The organism is Aquibacillus rhizosphaerae (assembly GCF_030282825.1).
GTDB classification, from domain to species: Bacteria; Bacillota; Bacilli; order Bacillales; family Amphibacillaceae; genus Aquibacillus_C; species Aquibacillus_C rhizosphaerae.
Genome location: NZ_JASTZU010000001.1, coordinates 18,998 through 35,186 on the forward strand (window position 1 = coordinate 18,998; position 16,189 = coordinate 35,186).

The 16,189-nt window shown below is 36.2% G+C and carries 14 protein-coding genes; 12 read left to right on the top strand and 2 right to left on the bottom strand.

What is annotated here, in order from left to right; translation table 11 throughout:
- The first annotated feature begins 40 nt into the window (after positions 1 to 40).
- The 12 genes from mreB to galU all read left to right on the top strand — a co-directional run bounded on the left by mreB (position 41) and on the right by galU (position 13,379).
- Positions 41 to 1,042, top strand: coding sequence for a rod shape-determining protein (mreB, locus tag QQS35_RS00090; RefSeq protein ID WP_285929630.1), 1,002 nt, complete (start codon positions 41 to 43; stop codon positions 1,040 to 1,042).
- 128 nt (positions 1,043 to 1,170) lie between these two features.
- The gene (locus QQS35_RS00095) at positions 1,171 to 1,995 is read left to right on the top strand and encodes a flagellar hook-basal body protein (RefSeq protein WP_285929632.1); all 825 of its coding nucleotides are present in this window, start codon (positions 1,171 to 1,173) and stop codon (positions 1,993 to 1,995) included.
- Positions 1,996 to 2,009: 14 nt separating this feature from the next.
- Positions 2,010 to 2,837 carry a flagellar hook-basal body protein gene (locus QQS35_RS00100; RefSeq protein WP_285929634.1) on the top strand — a complete coding sequence of 276 codons (828 nt, stop codon included), beginning with the start codon at positions 2,010 to 2,012 and terminating at the stop codon, positions 2,835 to 2,837.
- A 41-nt stretch (positions 2,838 to 2,878) separates the two neighbouring features.
- Positions 2,879 to 3,232, top strand: a complete 354-nt coding sequence (locus tag QQS35_RS00105) for a DNA-directed RNA polymerase subunit beta (RefSeq protein WP_285929635.1) — start codon at positions 2,879 to 2,881, stop codon at positions 3,230 to 3,232.
- A gap of 118 nt (positions 3,233 to 3,350) precedes the next feature.
- Positions 3,351 to 3,770 (top strand): 3-hydroxyacyl-ACP dehydratase FabZ, encoded by a 420-nt coding sequence (gene fabZ, locus QQS35_RS00110; protein WP_285929636.1) that lies wholly within the window; start codon positions 3,351 to 3,353, stop codon positions 3,768 to 3,770.
- Positions 3,771 to 4,043: 273 nt separating this feature from the next.
- The gene (locus QQS35_RS00115) at positions 4,044 to 4,427 is read left to right on the top strand and encodes a hypothetical protein (RefSeq protein ID WP_285929637.1); all 384 of its coding nucleotides are present in this window, start codon (positions 4,044 to 4,046) and stop codon (positions 4,425 to 4,427) included.
- Between the two features lie 189 nt (positions 4,428 to 4,616).
- Complete coding sequence (locus QQS35_RS00120) at positions 4,617 to 5,501, top strand: TetR/AcrR family transcriptional regulator (protein WP_285929638.1); 885 nt, start codon at positions 4,617 to 4,619, stop codon at positions 5,499 to 5,501.
- 17 nt (positions 5,502 to 5,518) lie between these two features.
- Positions 5,519 to 6,385: an efflux RND transporter periplasmic adaptor subunit gene (locus QQS35_RS00125; protein WP_285929639.1), complete on the top strand. Its 867-nt coding sequence runs from the start codon at positions 5,519 to 5,521 to the stop codon at positions 6,383 to 6,385.
- A 2-nt stretch (positions 6,386 to 6,387) separates the two neighbouring features.
- Positions 6,388 to 9,480 carry an efflux RND transporter permease subunit gene (locus tag QQS35_RS00130; RefSeq protein ID WP_285929640.1) on the top strand — a complete coding sequence of 1,031 codons (3,093 nt, stop codon included), beginning with the start codon at positions 6,388 to 6,390 and terminating at the stop codon, positions 9,478 to 9,480.
- Positions 9,481 to 9,699: 219 nt separating this feature from the next.
- Positions 9,700 to 10,788 carry a glycosyltransferase family 4 protein gene (locus QQS35_RS00135; RefSeq protein WP_285929641.1) on the top strand — a complete coding sequence of 363 codons (1,089 nt, stop codon included), beginning with the start codon at positions 9,700 to 9,702 and terminating at the stop codon, positions 10,786 to 10,788.
- A 479-nt stretch (positions 10,789 to 11,267) separates the two neighbouring features.
- Positions 11,268 to 12,311 carry a glycosyltransferase family 4 protein gene (locus tag QQS35_RS00140; RefSeq protein ID WP_285929642.1) on the top strand — a complete coding sequence of 348 codons (1,044 nt, stop codon included), beginning with the start codon at positions 11,268 to 11,270 and terminating at the stop codon, positions 12,309 to 12,311.
- A gap of 180 nt (positions 12,312 to 12,491) precedes the next feature.
- Positions 12,492 to 13,379, top strand: a complete 888-nt coding sequence (gene galU / locus QQS35_RS00145; protein ID WP_285929643.1) for a UTP--glucose-1-phosphate uridylyltransferase GalU — start codon at positions 12,492 to 12,494, stop codon at positions 13,377 to 13,379.
- A 101-nt stretch (positions 13,380 to 13,480) separates the two neighbouring features.
- Here galU and murJ read toward each other — a convergent pair whose 3' ends face one another.
- Together murJ and QQS35_RS00155 are read right to left on the bottom strand one after the other, a co-directional pair.
- Complete coding sequence (gene murJ / locus QQS35_RS00150) at positions 13,481 to 14,989, bottom strand: murein biosynthesis integral membrane protein MurJ (RefSeq protein WP_285929644.1); 1,509 nt, start codon at positions 14,987 to 14,989, stop codon at positions 13,481 to 13,483.
- Positions 14,982 to 16,172: a glycosyltransferase family 4 protein gene (locus QQS35_RS00155; protein ID WP_285929646.1), complete on the bottom strand. Its 1,191-nt coding sequence runs from the start codon at positions 16,170 to 16,172 to the stop codon at positions 14,982 to 14,984. The genes murJ and QQS35_RS00155 overlap by 8 nt, the downstream gene beginning before the upstream one ends.
- Between the last annotated feature and the right edge of the window lie 17 nt (positions 16,173 to 16,189).

The following is a 16,189-nucleotide window of genomic DNA, read 5'->3' on the forward strand; positions in this document are numbered from 1 at the left end:
GATGCGACGCAACTATAATCGGCAGGGAGGATCAAAATTCATGTTTTCTAGGGATATTGGAATAGATCTTGGTACGGCAAACGTGTTAATACACGTAAAAGGCAAGGGAATTGTATTAAATGAACCATCGGTAGTTGCCATGGATCGTACAACAGGTAGAGTACTTGAAGTCGGAGATGAGGCACGTCGTATGGTTGGGCGTACTCCTGGTAATATCGAAGCAATTCGTCCGCTAAAGGATGGAGTTATTGCTGATTTTGATGTAACGGAAGCTATGCTAAAATACTTTATTAATAAAATAAATGTACGTGGTTTTCTATCAAAACCTAGAATGCTAATTTGTTGTCCAACAAATATTACAAAAGTAGAACAAAAGGCAATCAAAGAAGCAGCAGAAAAGTCTGGTGGCAAGAGAGTATACTTAGAAGAAGAGCCAAAAGTAGCTGCCATTGGTGCTGGCATGGATATTTTTCAACCAAGTGGAAATATGGTCGTGGATATCGGTGGCGGAACAACAGATGTGGCAGTATTGTCGATGGGAGATATCGTTACAGCTCAATCGATTAAGATGGCCGGGGACAAATTTGATGCTGAGATACTTAACTATGTAAAAAGAAAATATAAATTGCTGATCGGTGAACGAACAGCTGAAGATATTAAAATAAATGTAGCAACCGTTTTTCTAGGAGCAAGAGATGAGGAAATTGACATTCGTGGTCGAGATATGGTTAGTGGATTGCCAAAAACAATCTCTATTCGCTCAAACGAAATTGAAGAAGCGTTACGCGAATCTGTTTCTCTTATTGTGCAAGCAGCAAAAACAGTTCTTGAACAGACCCCACCTGAGTTGTCAGCAGATATTATCGATCGTGGTGTCATATTAACTGGCGGTGGAGCATTGTTACATGGGCTTGATCAACTGTTGGCAGAAGAGTTAAAAGTTCCAGTATTGCTAGCAGACGAACCGATGAACTGTGTGGCAAAGGGTACAGGGATCATGCTAGAAAACATCGATAAAATTGAACGAAAAAAAATCGTTTAAAGTGATTTCCTTTGCCGTGATTGCGAATTTTGTAAGAAAACATCATGTTTTCTGCATGTAGAAATAAAGGATAAAAGGCAAATAGTTGGAACCGTAAGTAGTCATAGATGTGGAGAGGAGAATGAATCTTGTTAAGAGGTTATTACACCGCAACAGCAGGAATGATGGCACAACAACGACGTCAAGAAACGTTATCAAACAATATAGCAAATGCCTTAACACCAGGATATAAACAAGACCAAGCTACCCTTAAATCATTTCCAGAGTTATTAATTCAACGAATGGAATCTAATAATGTTCCTACTTCTCGAGGTTTTCGCGTACCAACACAAAATACGGTTGGTTCGATTAATACTGGGGTTTACGTACAAGAAACGATTCCAGACTTTGCTCAAGGTGGGCTTCGTGAAACTGGAATAACCACGGATATGGCACTTGTAAATGGTACACTTCCAGATGAAGAGGGAAGCATCTTTTTTACCGTTCAAAATGGGGACGGAGAAGTCAGGTATACGAGAAATGGGAATTTCACTGTCGATGGCCAAGGATTTTTAGTATCTAATGAAGGTTATTATGTCTTAGACCAAGACGGAAACCCAATTGAAACAGATGGACAAGAGTTTACCGTTAGTGCGGAAGGAAATATCCAACTACCAAATCAAGTAACCCCACTTGGAGTTGCTTATAGTCCAAATGCGAATCAATTAATCAAAGAAGGGGAAGGCCTATATCGATTAGAAGCAGACCAAGGCGCTTTAGATGATGTTAGAGCCAATCCAGATGCAACCTTCAGTATTGTGCAACGATCATTAGAAAATTCAAACGTAGATACAAATCAAACAATGACAGACATGATGCAAGCGTATCGAATGTTTGAAGCCAATCAAAAAGTAATACAAGCATATGATCAAAGTATGGATAAAGCGGTTAATGAAATTGCGAGACTTAGGTAAGGGGAGAATAAAAGATGAGTAGAATGTCAATCCAAGCAGCGGTAACAATGGGTCAACTACAAAATAAATTGGATATAATCGGACATAACGTAGCAAATGCAAACACAACCGGTTACAAAAATAGACAGGCAGATTTTTCTTCCTTATTATTTCAGCAAATCAATAATCTATCTGATCCTGCCAATGCTGAAAATCGTCTAACTCCAGACGGAATAAGAGTTGGTTCAGGAGCAAAACTAGGACATACCAATATTGATTTATCACTTGGATCCATTCAAGAAACTGGTAGAGCGTTAGATGTTGCTTTACTTCAGGACAATCATTTATTTCAAATAAATGTTACTGAAAATGGAATAGAAGAAACCCAGTATACTCGATCAGGAACATTTTATTTGAACCCAATGGATGATGGAACAGTGATGTTAACAACACAAGATGGCCACCCTGTCTTAGGAGAAGATGGACCACTCGTGTTTGCTGACGATATGGAAGGTATCTCGATTAACCAAGATGGTGCTATTTCTGTAACTAGAAATGGAATCGATCAGGTTGAAGGCCAATTGGCGATAGCGGAAGCAATTAGACCTAGAATGCTTGAAGCTACAGGGAACAATAACTTGCGTCTGTCTCAGACGGCCCAAGAAGAATTTAATGCAAATGAGATTATTCAACAGTTGGATGGAAATCAAGTTGAAGTGAAAAGCGGTTCACTAGAGAGTTCCAATGTAAATTTAACGAATCAAATGTCAGATCTTTTAATGACACAGCGTGCTTATCAATTAAATGCAAGATCTATATCAATGAATGATCAAATGAGCGGTTTGATTAATCAATTACGCTAAATAATTCCATTGATGAATTTTTAAGTAAGGAGTCACCAACTATGCCTACAATGCAGAGTGAAGCTAAACAAACAACGCAAAACCCGAAGACACGTAGGGAACAGCGTAAACTTCAAAAAGAAGAAAAAAAGTTGGAAAAGCAAAATAATGGAGATAACCATGACAAGAAAAGTCAGAAAAAGAAACAAAGGGAAGAAAAGCGAAAGAATAAACCGAAAATTCGACGTGTATTCCCTATTTGGCTTCGAATTGTTGTGGTTATCGTTCTTTCGTTTGCGGCTTTGCTTGCGGGTTTAATGGTTGGATATGGTATCCTTGGCGGAGGAAACCCCACCGATGCGTTGAATTTTGACACGTGGGAAAAAATCATAAAACTTGTCAATGGTGATGTATAGTAATAGTTAAGTTAATCGTAAACATTAATGCGATTAACTTTTTTGTTATACTAAAGGTATCAACGCTTGTTTGTTTTAGCAAATACTTACATATAATTTTTGAAAAGGGGTTAAAACAATGTTAGATATTCAACAAATTAAGGAAACAATACCACATCGTTATCCATTTTTATTAGTCGATGAAATAACAGAAGTGGACGGAAATCGTGTTGTTGGTAAAAAAAATGTAACAATAAACGAACCATTTTTTCAAGGTCATTTCCCTGATTATCCCGTAATGCCAGGTGTTCTTATTGTAGAAGCATTAGCTCAGGTAGGTGCAGTTTCTATTTTAAGTAAAGAAGAAAACAAAGGGAAAATAGGTTTTTTAGCAGGTATTGATAAATGTCGCTTCAAACGTCAAGTTAAACCAGGTGATCAACTGCGTTTAGAAGTAGAAATCATCCGTTTAAAAGGACCAATCGGTAAAGGTAAAGCTACAGCAACCGTGGACGGGGAGCTTGCATGTGAAGCAGAAATCATGTTTGCAATTAAATAAGAAAAGGCAGTGGAGTTAGACATATCGATGGGATCAAAATTTGATTCCATCTTTTTTTTTGCAAAAAAGTTAGTGTGTATATTTTTATGCTTATTGTTGTAATCTATACGCGACTGTTCCTTTTATAAGCAGTAGTTTCGGGGGCTTGGATATTAAAGAATAGGTAAATCACAGATTTTTTAAAACTAAGACGACTTATACTCGATAATTAATTCGGGATTTGGGAACGCTAATATAGACAAACAATATCTATCTTAGAAGGAGGATTTACCAATGGATAAAAAGTGGTTATACAAAATTAGTGCACCAATCTTTGCGGTTTCGTTAATGGCTGCTTGTGCAAATGATGACGAGCAAAACCCACCACCAGAAGAAGATGCACCAGCGGACGAAATTCAAGAAGAAATGGATGACGCAGGTGAAGAGATTGAAGATACTGGTGAAGACATGGGCGATGAGCTTCAAGAGGAAACAAATGATATGATGGATGGCGAAGAAGGCGATGATGGTGGAATTACTGGTGAGAATGGTACGAACGGAAATACAGATGAAGGTAATAATGGTGAAGCAGGCCCTAATGACGAAAATGGTAATGATGTAACAGATGAACAAACAGATGCAACAAATGAAGACACAATGGATCAGGAAGAAGAGTAAAACTTAAAGAAAAGGAATCCTTGACATATAAGGGTTCCTTTTCTTTTTATATAGTTATTGTAAATGATGTCTAATGTTTTACAAATTGGTCAAAATGATATACTATTTTAAATATTGACTGACCGGTCATAATAAAATGAAACTAAACAGAGTCCCTATCCGTAAATTTATACGAAGTTAGGTGAAAACATGAATGAGAAAAAGAAAAAGATAATTGAAGTAAGCATGATTCTTTTTGCGCAAAAAGGTTTTCATGCAACATCAATTCAAGAAATTGCTACACAAAGTAACGTGTCAAAGGGGGCCTTTTATTTATATTTTAATTCTAAAGATGAATTAGCAATGTCCATTTTCAAATATTACTCTAATCTAATTTTAGAAAAAGTAGAGGAAATCCGTAGGCAAAATCATGAGCCAAAACAAAAACTTACAGAACAAATCAATGTGTTTTTAGAAATGCTAAGTAATCATAAGGAATACATCATCATGCATTTCAGGGATAATCTACAATTAGGTGAGCAATTTGATGAAATTATACTCCAAATGAATAAATTTGGCCTGCAATGGACAAGTGAGAATATGAAGGAAATATACGGTCCTTCGATTGAACCTTATCTTGTTGATGCTTCTATACAGCTAGACGGCATTTTACAAGGGTACTTTAAATGGTTAGTAATGCATGACATTCAAGTGGATACGATGGAACTAGCGGCATTTATTGTGCGCAGATTGGATGACAGCATTCAAGGTATGTTAAATAGCGGTGACAGGCCGCAAATCAACATGAATCAATTAACGTATTATGCACTAAAATGTGAGAAAACAGGTGTGGAAAAGGTACAACAATTACTTGTTCAAATGATTGATCAAATACATAATCAATCGATTAGTTCTGAAGAAAAACAACAGCTATTAGAAGCGGCTGATGTAATAAATGGAGAGTTAGAAAAGAAACAACCGAAAAAAATTATCATCCAAGGAATGTTGACACATCTTCAGTCTATACCAGAACTGAAGCAATCATGTGAGGAGATAGCGAAAATTATAGAGATTCCATTGCTATCGAAAGAGTAGAGAGGGGACTTAGATCAATGAAAAAAATATTGCTACCTATGTTATTACTTATGCTGCTATTAGTAGCCTGTACAGAAGAAGATACACAAACGGAAGAGACAGAAGAACGTGTGACACCAGTAGAGGTTGATGAAGTGACAGTAGATAATTTGGTGATAGAGAAAACATTCTACGGGAGAACATCACCTAATGCAACAACTCCGGTGATGCCTCCTTCAGCTGGAGAAATTGATTCATTAGAAGTATCGAATGGTGACCAAGTAGAGGAAGAAGAAGTGATTGCCACGTTCATAAGTGCGGAAGGCCTTGGAACGATTGATATTGAAGCACCTGCAGATGGACAAATCACATCACTAGATGTAAAAGAAGGCGGTATGCTTACAGGTTCAGATCCAATGGCTATGATTGTTGATCTAGACACGATACAAATTCAAGTGAATATTACTGCTGACAATTTGCAACTATTTAATGATCATGATGAAGCAACGGTTACGTTTAGTGCCATTGACCTGGAAACAACGGCAACGATTGACTATGTTTCATCAGTTGCAGGCGAAACAGGATTATATGCTGTGGAGTTATCTGTAGATAATGAGGATACAAACATTAAACCAGGTATGACTGCAATGGTAGACCTACCAGAAAATGTTGTAGAAGATACATTGCTTATTCCAACAACAGCCTTGGTTGAAGAAGGTGACGAATCCTTTGTTTATGTAGTAAAAGATGATGTAGCAGAAAAGATTGCTGTCACTGTTGTTGAATCACAAACAAATCAAACGGCTATTGAAGGGGAAATAAGTGAAGGGGATACTGTTGTAACAAATGGTCAGCTGACGCTTACAGACGGCAACCAAGTTGACATCATGAAGGAGGAAAACTAATCGTGAAGCTAGTAGATATTTCCGTGAAACGGCCGGTTGGTGTAATTATGGTTGTCTTAGCCATCATTGCACTAGGGGTCATATCGGTACGAAGTTTAGCCATCGATCTCTTTCCTGAAATCGACTTACCAATCGCAGTTGTAGCAACCAATTATCAAGACGCAGCACCACAAGAAGTAGAGAAACAAGTTAGTCAGCCGGTCGAATCGGCGTTAAGTTCTATCGAAGGTGTTAATACGATTCAATCACAATCACAATCCGGTGCATCACTCGTTATTGTTATGTTTGAAAATGGAACAAACCTGGATAATGCACTGCTAGAAGTAAGGGAAAGTATCGACCAGGTGAAAGCAATGCTTCCAGAAGGTGCTGGAGACCCAAGTGTATTGCGATTTAATCCGAATCAGTTACCAATCATGTGGGTTGGTCTTACTGGTGATGATACGGTTAAATTGCAAGAAATTGCCGAAGAACAAGTTGTCCCATACTTTGAACGCCAAGGCGGTGTTGCATCTGTAACTGTCGAAGGTGGAGAAGAAAGAGTGATTCAGCTTGAACTTGATCGTTCGAAGCTATCACAATACGGCTTAAATGCCAATGTAGTCATGCAAGCGCTAGGTGGAGCGAATCAGTCAGGGTCAGCTGGAGTTGTCTCCAAAGGTGATAAAGACCTACAAATTCGTATTAATGGCGACTATGAGTCTGTTGATGATATAAGAGAAACAATTATTCAGACGTCACAAGGCGCGACTGTGCATGTGGAAGATATAGCAACAGTTAATGATACGTTTGCTGAATCAGGTACTTCATTAGTAAACAACAAACCTTCCGTTGTGTTATCTGTCATGAAACAATCAGACGGAAACACAGTAGCAGTTTCAGATAACATTATTGCTGCAACTGAGGAGATAAATAAGGACTTGCCAGAAGGGGTCGAACTGGATCTCGTTGTTGATACATCAACGTTTATCAAAGAGTCGATATCATCTGTGATTCAAAACATGGTACTTGGTGGCGTGTTTGCGATCCTAATCTTATTGCTTTTCCTAAAAAGTATTCGTGCAACAATTGTTGTCGGCTTGTCTATACCGATTGCTATCGTTGCAACATTTACATTAATGTATTTCACGGGAGAAACAGTGAACGTGTTAACCATGGGTGGACTTGCCCTCGGACTCGGTATGATGGTGGACAGTTCCATTGTTATATTAGAAAATATTGTTTCTTACCGGCAACGCGGATATGGGATGAAAGAAGCGGCTATCAAAGGTGCGTCTGAATTAGCACCAGCAGTAATTGCTTCCACTACAACTACCTTAGTTGTATTCTTGCCAATCGTATTTGTTGGTGGAATTGCATCAGAGTTATTCACGCCACTTGCGTTGACTGTATCGTTTGCATTAATTGCATCATTACTTGCATCGATTACGTTAATTCCGATGTTATCTTCTAAATTGTTAACAAAAGCACTCGAGGACCATGGACGTCGTTATTGGTTCGATCGTGCACTAAATAAATTTAATAACGGCTATGAGAAAGTATTACGTAGAGTATTAAAATTCAGAAAAACAACCATTTTGGTAACAACGTTAACTATAGTTGGAAGCTTAGCCCTTATCCCATTGATTGGGACGGAATTTATTCCAGAAGGGGATCAAGGCCAATTAAGTGTTACAGTTGAAACACCAACAGGAACAACAAAAGAAGTTACCGAAGAAGTAGCAGCACAAGTAAGTGAAAGGTTAGAAGCGTTTCAAGATGTGATAGAAGTGAATTACATGACGATCAGTGGTGGTGATGCAGCAGCAGGGTTAATGGGTGGTGGCAGTTCGAACACCGCCTCATACACGTTACAGCTTGTACCACCAGGAGAACGCGACCAAACAACAGATCAAGTCATGCAAGAGGTTAATGCCGAGCTTGAAGATATTGTAGGAGCTGACATTACAGTTAGTGCAATGGGTGGAGGAGGATTAAGTACTGGAGATCCTATTTCCATTCAAATAAGTGGCCCAGAACACGATGTCTTGCGTGAATTAGCAGATCAAGTAATTTATACGATTTCTGACGTTGAAGGGGTTTATAATCCAACAACCTCTATTTCCGATACGACACCACAATTAAGTGTTGATGTAGATCGAGAAGTAGCAGCGCAATATGGATTGACCTATCAAGATGTCATGAGTCAAATTCAAATGAACTTCACCGGACAAACGGTCATGCAATATCGTGAAGACGGTGACGAGATGAATGTAAATTTAATGTATCCTGAAGAAGAACGTAGTACAATCAGTGACCTTGAAAACATGGTCATTCAAACACAAGCAGGAACAATGATTCCACTTGCTACGATTGCTGATTTTGAACAAATTCAAAGTCCAGCAAGTCTCTCAAGGCAAAATCAACAAAGACAAGTAAATGTGTCCTCGGGAATTGTTGATCGAGACCTAGGTAGTGTCAGTGCGGATATCGAAGCTGCACTGGATAACATGAGTTTGCCAGAAGGATATACAACGAGTGTTGGTGGTGAGGCTGAAGATATGGTGGAAGCCTTTAGTGATTTAGGATTAGCGTTAGTACTATCCATCTTTCTTGTTTATGTAGTTATGGCGATTCAATTTGAGAATTTCCTATTCCCATTGGTAATCATGTTCTCCATGCCAGCAACTGCAGTCGGAGTATTCGGTGGTCTATTCGTCACTGGAACACCACTCAGTATAACGGCCTTTATTGGGGTGATTATGCTCGCCGGCATTGTCGTTAACAACGCCATCGTGCTCGTCGATTATATTAATATCGTCAGACGGCGAGGTGTTGATAGGTATGAAGCGATTCTAGAAGCGGGTGTAAGTAGAATGCGCCCAATTCTTATGACTACCTTAACGACAATCCTGGCTATGGTTCCATTAGCACTAGGATGGGGTGAAGGTGCCGAAACACAACAACCATTAGCAATCACAGTTATCTTTGGTTTAACTGTATCGAGTATTTTCACATTACTTCTAATTCCAGTTGTCTATACGTACTTTGATGATCTATCAGAGAAAGTCAAAGGCTTGGCTACTCGGAAGAAGGATAAGAGGAAAGAAGCTTAAAACGTTTAAGAGGAGCACTTCGCTTTGGGGCGAAGTGCTTTCTATGTTTTTTGTAAATAGGCTTACATTTTTGTGTGAAATAAATATGAAATTATTGTGACAAATGTTAGACTAATGAATAATGGAAACTTTTACTGGAAACTTGGTATTTTTTTATCACATATATTAATACTTGAGTTAAATAATAAAATTAAACAACTAATAAAGCAGGGATAAAATATGTTTAGTATTACCGATTCAATCATTGCATTTTTGATTTCTCTTGTTACAACTTTAATTCTTGTTTATCCAATCAAGAAATTAGCAATTAAGATTGGTGCAATGGACTTACCTAACTATCGCAAAATTCATATAGATCCAACACCACGTCTTGGCGGTCTAGCAATATTCTTAGGCGTAGCCATTAGTTTACTTTATCTGAGACCTGAACATGATCAACTACTAGAAATTTGCATTGGTGCAGTTATTATTATTATTACAGGTGTATTGGATGATAAATATCAAATTAGACCAACAATAAAACTTTCGGGGCAACTTTTAGCAGCTTTAGTTCTGGTTTCCGGAGGAGTTATTATTGAACGTATTACCTTACCATTCCTAGGGTTAGTGGAATTAAATAACTTTAGCATTATTATTACGATTCTTTGGATTGTAGGTATCTCAAATGCAATTAATTTGATTGATGGATTAGATGGATTAGCATCAGGGGTTTCTACGATTGCTTTAACAAGTATCTTGATTATGGCAATTACTGATCATCGGACCATAGTTATATACTTCTGCATTATATTAATAGGAAGTAACTTGGGTTTTCTATTTCATAATTTTCATCCAGCTAAGATTTACATGGGTGACACAGGCTCTATGTTTCTTGGTTATTCTATAGCTGTAATATCAATTTTAGGGTTATTCAAAAATGTCACTTTGTTTAGCTTTGTAATTCCAATTATTGTGTTGGCCGTACCAATTTTTGATACATTATTCTCCATGTTAAGAAGGTTTATTAACAAGGAAGGTATAATGATGCCAGATAAGAAACATATTCATTATCAATTATTAGCAGCTGGGTTTAGTCATAGGAATACAGTATTGTTGTTATATGGATTAAGCGGAATCTTCGGACTATTGGCGATTTTATTTTCGAATGCATCTATTGGCTTTTCCTTAATTATAACATTTGTATTTTTAGTCTTACTGCACATCTTTGCAGAAATTGTGGGCGTAGTAAGTAAAGGAAGACGTCCATTACTAAGATTGAGTAAGACGGTTTATAAAAAGGTAAAAGAGTCATCGAGAAGTTACAAATAATTGCACTTAATACCGCTTTAAATAATTGGGTATTGAGTGCTTTTTATGTAAGTAGGCAATGAAAAATTTATTATAAATTATTTAAATAAATATACTGATACATATTACGTTTTAAAACTGAATCTTAAAAAAGTGGAAATAGACGAGATTATAGTTTAGTAAAAATTGATTAGATAACTTAATATGAAAAATTTAAGGGTAATTTAAAATAGTGATTCATAAAGTTAAGACTTGGTCACGCTTACATTGTTTATATGATAGTTTCTAAACAAAAAATAAGCGTATAACTGCCGTATATAAAACTGTATTGATATGTAAAAGGGATTGCATTTTTTGCATAGATTAATTATAATAAGGCAGGATTAATTAAAAATAGATAAGCTCTTTCTTATAAAAACTATGAATAAATGAAACTTTTAATTTATAATTTACGTCTTATAAAGGATTCATGCTCATTTTTGGGATATTGGAGGAAAAACATGTTATTACTGGCATTAGGAATTTGTATTATTGTTTCAGGATTAATGACACCATTAGTTAAAAAATTAGCAATAAAAATTGGAGCGGTAGATAGTCCAGATGATAGAAAAGTGCATACGAAATTAATGCCGAGATTAGGCGGTTTAGCTATTTTTCTAAGTTTTCTAATTGGCATCCTGATTTTCCTTCCACAAACTATTGGAGCGTATCCTATATTTATAGGTGCGATAATTATAGTAACGATTGGAATTCTTGACGATCTTTTTGCACTATCTGCAAAAGTTAAGTTCTCAGGACAATTGCTAGCTGCAGTTGTAACGGTTATTGGTGGAGTTCGAATTGATTTTATTACCCTACCATTTACAGACAGGATTGAACTTGGATACCTAGCGATTCCATTAACAATTCTATGGATTGTTGGAATTACTAATGCAATTAATTTAATTGATGGTCTAGATGGTTTGGCTGCAGGTGTTGCTTCCATTGCATTATTAACGATCTCAGGAATTGCAATTTCAATGGGAAATCCTCTGATTGCACTACTAGGCATAATTATGCTAGGAAGTACTCTTGGATTTCTTATATATAATTTTTATCCTGCAAAGCTTTTTATGGGTGACACAGGTTCTTTATTTTTAGGTTACATGATCAGTGTATTAGCTGTTATGGGATTAAGTAAGAATGCAACGATTTTTTCATTAATTGTTCCTATTATCATTCTAGGAGTACCTATATTAGATACAGTGTTTGCCATTGTACGTCGTATTATTAATAAGAAACCATTATCTTCACCAGATAAATTGCATTTACATCATTGTCTAATAAGATTAGGGTTCTCGCATCGACAAACAGTAATGATGATTTATTTGATTAGTGGATTGTTTAGTGCTGCAGCCATTATCTTTACAAGAGCAACTATGTGGGGTTCAACGTTAATCATCATTACCTTATTGGTGATTGTAGAACTTATCGTAGAAGTAACAGGTTTAATCAATGAAAACTATAGACCTATTTTAAGACTTATGGACGGTAGAAAAAAATAGTCACAATAATCCCTCGTCAAATAATATTCTATGACGGGGGATATTTTATTTTAAAAAATAGAGGTTAGAACCGAAATTTTTAGTTATTTATCTATTATGATAGAATTATGTTGTCAATTATAGAATGCAACAATTAATCGTTTCAGCTACCATATTTGTTTCAATGAAGGAGAGAATGTAATGAACATTAAGAAAGCAATAATACCAGCTGCTGGTCTTGGTACTAGGTTTCTACCAGCTACAAAAGCTCAACCTAAAGAAATGTTGCCTATTGTTGATAAACCAACAATTCAATATATTGTTGAAGAAGCTGTTGCTTCAGGAATAGAAGATATTATTATTGTATCCGGTCGTGGTAAAAGAGCTATAGAAGATCATTTTGATATATCCTATGAATTAGAAGAAACACTAGCTAAGAAAGAGAAGTTTGAAATTTTAAAAGAGATAAGAGCAATTTCAGGATTAGCAAATATTCATTATATAAGACAAAAAGAACCTAAGGGTTTAGGGCACGCAATTGGTGTTGCAAGTAGATTTATTGGTAATGAACCTTTTGCAGTACTGTTAGGTGATGACATTGTTCAGTCAGAAGAGCCGTGTTTACAACAGTTGATTAATGTATTTAATAAACATCAATCCTCTGTTATTGGTGTTCAAGAGGTCCCTGTTGATTTAGTTGCTAATTATGGTATTGTGGACCCTCTTTTAGGAGGAGGGTTTGAAAATGGGACCACTAAGGTACGATCACTAGTTGAGAAACCTCCAGTGGATCAAGCTCCATCTAATTTAGCGATTATGGGGCGTTATATACTAACACCTGAAATCTTTAATATTTTAGAAACACTACCGCCGGGAAAAGGTGGTGAAATTCAATTGACAGATGCTATAGAAAAGTTAAATGAAACACAACAGGTTCTTTGCTATTCTTTTAAAGGTAAGAGGTTTGATATCGGAAATAAATTAGGTTTTATTAAGGCTACGATTGAATTTGGACTGGATAGAAACGATTTAAAAGATGAATTAATGAGATATATGGAAGATATCGTGAAAGATAGATTAACTGAATAGATATGCTTTTTTTAAATTTCGATTATTATAAAAACTAAAAAAGATATAGCCCATCTCATGAATCGGTATGAAGGGCTATATCTTTTTTTACAATTAACCTTCTATTTTCTTACTAATTTGGTTATATTAGTGAAGCTAGATCGATTTAAGAAATAAGTCGCTACAACATAAAAAACAACACCAAGTGGTACAATAATTAATAATTGTATTACTGGGGAATAAACATCAATTTTAGTTATAGAATTCAACATAAATAGTGGAATCAACATAACTAAGGCAGCTACAAAAACCCTGATTATTAGGTAAAAAACCTTCTTGAATTCACCTTTCTCAAAATTTCGATATAAAGAGAATGTACACATCGAGAAATAGTATAATGAAACCAATGAACTCGACAATGCTAAACCAGGGTAGCCGAAAGGTTTTACTAATACTGCATTTAAGATTATATTAAGTACAATAGTAGTAGCACTTATTTTGAAAATAGTGGCTGTTTTCCCAAGAGAATACATTGCTTTGGCGACAATAAATTGCATACCTTGTGTAATGATTAAGGGTAAATACAATAACATGGCTATGAAGGTATTGTGAGTATCTTCTGAAGTGAATGCCCCACCTTCATAAATAAGAGAAATCAATGGTTCTCCAGCAACAATTAAGCCAAAGGAAATAGGAACTAAAAGAATCAAACTTAATTCTAAGCCACTGTAAACAGTCCTTTTAAACTTATCTAAGTTGTTGGTTTGTTCGGATAGTAAAGTAAAAATAATAACTGCTAATGTAGTAGCAAATATCTGACCAGGGATATTAATAATTAACGAGGAACTATTTAAATATGTTACAGCTCCTTCAGTAGTTCCAGATGCGAAAATTTTATTTACAAATAGATTAACTTGCCCAACTATTGAATTTAGCAATGCTGGAAATAATAGAGCAAGGAATTCCTTTCGGTAAAGGGTCTCTATTTTCAATGATGGGCTCCACTTAAAATCACTTCTCCAAAGTACAATACCCTGGAGTAGCATCCCTAGGATGGTCCCCACTACAAAACCATAAGCTAAGCTAAGAATTCCTAATTTTTCTGCAAAAAACAAGGCGAAAACTGCACTAGTTAATGTTTGGGATAAACGAGAAATGTTAGGTGGAACAAATATCCGTTTCGCCTGTAAGAAGGACTCAAACATACCATTTAATGCAACTGCGCTTAAGAACAACGCAAAGACACGAGTGGACTGGATGGCCACTGCAGCTGTATCAGCATCAGTAGCACTAAAAATAAACGTGACAATTGAAGGTGCAAATACAAAACAAAGAATCGAAAAAAACAAGAATGCTAGGAATAGCCAGTTGATAACACTACTTGCATTCCGATCTGATGCACCACCTTTTTTGCTATCCTTAATATAAAGTGGTAAGAAGGCATTGTTAAACCCATTAGTTATCATCGCGATGACTAGAGTAACAAAAGTAAAGGATAACAAATAGCCATCTGTCTCTGCAGTTGCTCCAAATTGTCTAGTCATAATACTTTCTCGCAAGAATCCTGATAGTTTAGCAGCTATTGAAAGTATTGTAATAATAAGTGCTGTTCCAACTAACTTTCTAGACATTCTTTTGCGCTCGATCATATAGGGATTTATATGCATTTAAAAAATGTTCTGCAGCAGCTATGTGTGAATGCTCCTCCTCAATCTTCTTTCTAGCATTTTTGGCCATGGATTCTCCATTATCGGGTTGTTGTAAAATCAGGGTAATGGACTGCGCTAATTCATTAGGATCTTCAGCATTAACTAATAGGCCATGTACATTATGGTCTATTAATTCTTTAAGACCACCAACTGCGCCAGCAATAATAGGTGTACCGGAGCCCATCGCTTCCAGTGCTGAAATAGATGTTGCTTCTTCTACCCCTTTTGAATGAATACTAGGTACTAGGACAATATCGGATAATGAATAGTACTCTTTCATGGTGTGATGTGAAACAGAGCCTAATAATGTAATATTATGTTTAATGCCTAATTTAGATGCTAAGCTTTCGATAGCACTGCGTTCTTCTCCTTCTCCAGCAAATAATAACTGAGTATCAGGGAATTGCTCTAATACTTTAGGTAAGGCTTTTACTGGTTGGATTACCCCATTTTTTCTAGTTAATCTCCTAGGAATAAACAATACTTTAGTTGATTCCGAAATATTGTATTTCTTTCTGTAATCGTTTTGTTTATCTTTATTCGGGGTAAAATCAGTAATGTTTATAAAGTTTTTAATGGAAATAGCTTCTACATTTGCTTTATCTTTTATATATTCGCGAATTCGTTGATCTACCGTTAATACCTGTCCAGCCCCTTGATATGCCTGTACTTCGACATCATGCATTTGTTTGGCTTGTGGGCTGTTTTCTGGCACTGATCCTTTACTAATCATTTCAAAAGCTGCATATCCATGGGTTGTCATCACAGTAGGAATGTTTGTCTGGATAGAAGCCAATGTTGCGAAGGCATCTTGAGAATTAATAATATCGACCTTATTATTTTTTAAAAAGTTCTGAATAGTATTCAAAAGAAGTCTTTGTCTTGCTTTTTGGCTCCAAATAATACCAGACCCCTTCACAATACGGTTCATGAGAAAGCTAGGCCCTTTTACATAACCTAACTGAATCGTTTTGTTTACATCCGAAAAAGAGAGCACATCAACTTTGTGCCCTTGTTCCTCTAAGCCTTTTTTTAATGTATCAACATGTGTTGATAAACCACCGGTATGTGGAAAATCAAAAATAGTAGTTAAGAGAATATTCATCTAAAACCCTCCGCATT

What these genes read in the sequence shown, in the direction of transcription:
- mreB (WP_285929630.1), top strand. Translation starts at nt 41, where the DNA reads ATGTTTTCTAGGGATATTGGAATAGATCTTGGTACGGCAAACGTGTTA.
- QQS35_RS00100 (WP_285929634.1), top strand. Translation starts at nt 2,010, where the DNA reads ATGAGTAGAATGTCAATCCAAGCAGCGGTAACAATGGGTCAACTACAA.
- QQS35_RS00105 (WP_285929635.1), top strand. Translation starts at nt 2,879, where the DNA reads ATGCCTACAATGCAGAGTGAAGCTAAACAAACAACGCAAAACCCGAAG.
- fabZ (WP_285929636.1), top strand. Translation starts at nt 3,351, where the DNA reads ATGTTAGATATTCAACAAATTAAGGAAACAATACCACATCGTTATCCA.
- QQS35_RS00115 (WP_285929637.1), top strand. Translation starts at nt 4,044, where the DNA reads ATGGATAAAAAGTGGTTATACAAAATTAGTGCACCAATCTTTGCGGTT.
- QQS35_RS00120 (WP_285929638.1), top strand. Translation starts at nt 4,617, where the DNA reads ATGAATGAGAAAAAGAAAAAGATAATTGAAGTAAGCATGATTCTTTTT.
- QQS35_RS00125 (WP_285929639.1), top strand. Translation starts at nt 5,519, where the DNA reads ATGAAAAAAATATTGCTACCTATGTTATTACTTATGCTGCTATTAGTA.
- QQS35_RS00135 (WP_285929641.1), top strand. Translation starts at nt 9,700, where the DNA reads ATGTTTAGTATTACCGATTCAATCATTGCATTTTTGATTTCTCTTGTT.
- QQS35_RS00140 (WP_285929642.1), top strand. Translation starts at nt 11,268, where the DNA reads ATGTTATTACTGGCATTAGGAATTTGTATTATTGTTTCAGGATTAATG.
- galU (WP_285929643.1), top strand. Translation starts at nt 12,492, where the DNA reads ATGAACATTAAGAAAGCAATAATACCAGCTGCTGGTCTTGGTACTAGG.
- murJ (WP_285929644.1), bottom strand. Translation starts at nt 14,989, where the DNA reads ATGTCTAGAAAGTTAGTTGGAACAGCACTTATTATTACAATACTTTCA.
- QQS35_RS00155 (WP_285929646.1), bottom strand. Translation starts at nt 16,172, where the DNA reads ATGAATATTCTCTTAACTACTATTTTTGATTTTCCACATACCGGTGGT.